The organism is Edaphobacter sp. FHG110511_03, assembly GCF_059115365.1.
The window spans coordinates 1-1,546 of record NZ_JBZYWL010000044.1 but is presented as its reverse complement, the minus strand read 5'-3'; the positions used below and the strand labels follow the sequence as shown (position 1 = coordinate 1,546).

At 52.0% G+C, this 1,546-nt stretch carries 2 protein-coding genes and 1 pseudogene; all 3 read right to left on the bottom strand.

The genetic code is table 11. From position 1 onward, the window contains the following. Positions 1-9: 9 nt before the first annotated feature. A complete protein-coding gene (locus tag AC5S26_RS29865; protein ID WP_494188589.1) occupies positions 10-441 on the bottom strand; it encodes a hypothetical protein in 432 nt (143 codons plus the stop codon). After that, positions 431-586 (bottom strand): annotated as a pseudogene (locus AC5S26_RS29860) (DUF4304 domain-containing protein); the annotation flags it as partial. The gene AC5S26_RS29865 and the pseudogene AC5S26_RS29860, both read right to left, overlap by 11 nt. A 115-nt stretch (positions 587-701) precedes the next feature. Next, positions 702-1,439 carry a tyrosine-type recombinase/integrase gene (locus AC5S26_RS29855; protein ID WP_494188588.1) on the bottom strand — a complete coding sequence of 246 codons (738 nt, stop codon included), beginning with the start codon at positions 1,437-1,439 and terminating at the stop codon, positions 702-704. Between the last annotated feature and the right edge of the window lie 107 nt (positions 1,440-1,546).

Sequence of the window (1,546 nt, the reverse complement as noted above, 5' to 3'; positions counted from 1 at the left end):
GAACGTTTATCAGGACTGATTCCCGGACGCTTCGATTTGACGCATCACATCGGGATATTTAGATCGCAACAATCGAAGATGTTCATGGATGCCGTCAACCACTGTTCCCCCAAACTTTTCGATGAGAGTGGCAACAGTCAGTCGTAGTGCGTCAATCTGATTCGTCGAGGCGAGAATCACCGCGCGTGTCTTCAATTGCGGGTATTCAAAGCCCCCTGTATGTTCCAGTAACTCAGCATTCGTTGTCATGCTTTTTGTTGCTGGCAGAACAAATTCCTGGAAGAGCTTTTGCAAGTAAGAAAGTGTAGCTCGAAAGCTGGCTTCATCACGAAGGGTCCAGCTCTTTATGGTTTTGTCTGGTGCGAATTGCTCGACTCGCCATTGCCAATCGCAAGCGTAGTAGGGGGGCACTTTGTCCGCCGGTTTGCCTTCAAACCCCAACCAAGTTTTCGAAGAAAGACGCTACGTTCACGTAGAAGGTGGTCTCTTCGGAATCAGACCAGCGGCTCTTTTGGAAGTTGAAAATGACCCAACACTCTTTCGATTCGAACACAAAGTTCTGGCTGACGGCGCGAAACCCATGTTCTTTGAAAACGTGCGCATCTCCTTCAGCAGCCCCTTAAACAACTTTTCGGTTTCTGCAGACAAGTTTCATCTCCGATTGGGTCTCTTATGATTCGGCCATCTGGAGGCTCTCGTCGTCAAGAAGACTTTGGCTCCAAACCAATCTGATCATTTACGGTATTCCGAATCCGTTGTTTACACCCAAGGTAACGCTCGGTGGTCTGAATTGAGACATGACCAAGTAGAAACTGAATCTGCTCAAGCTCGCCTCCCGCTTGATGACAAAGCCTGGCGCAGGTTCGACGCAGGTCGTGCGGAGCGATCCCACCGATGCCACAGGCAATGGCCGCTTCACGAACTATGGACCAAATCACCTTCGCCGTGAATCCTTGGCCTTGAACCCTCCCCATTTTGTCTATGGCGCGGAAGAGGGTTCCACTTTGTAACCTCGCAGCATCCGTCCACGCATCGACGGCTGCTTTAACCCATCCAGGAACCGGGATCGTCCGCATGTGACGACCTTTGCCAACGAGGTCGGCAAGCACCCAATGATCCTCTCGTAGTTCGAAGTCATCGATCTTCACCGCGACGAGCTCTGCTCTGCGCAGACCACATCCGAGGAGCATGGCAAGCACCGCATGATTGCGTAGTTCGCGCAACTGCTTTCCAGAATGTACAGCGAGAAGCTTATTGCCCTGTTCAGCGGTCAGCCAATTCCCAACACGAACGCCTAAGCGCTTCGCTCCTTTGACCCTGCGAATGCCTGCCGCGAGGTCAGGGCTGAGCAGTCCGCAATCCGAGGCCTCGTATGCAAGCCTGCGAACTGCTGCGGGCCTCAGATTGATCGTTGAGGGAGCATAGCGACGTTGCTCCAAGGCTATCCGATAGCGGGTTACTACCGTTTTGTTGAATGCGAGGCGAGGTTCAGAGCTGTTGTCTTGCTAATTAAGTGGCGAACTTCTGTGCTAATTATTTGGCACAC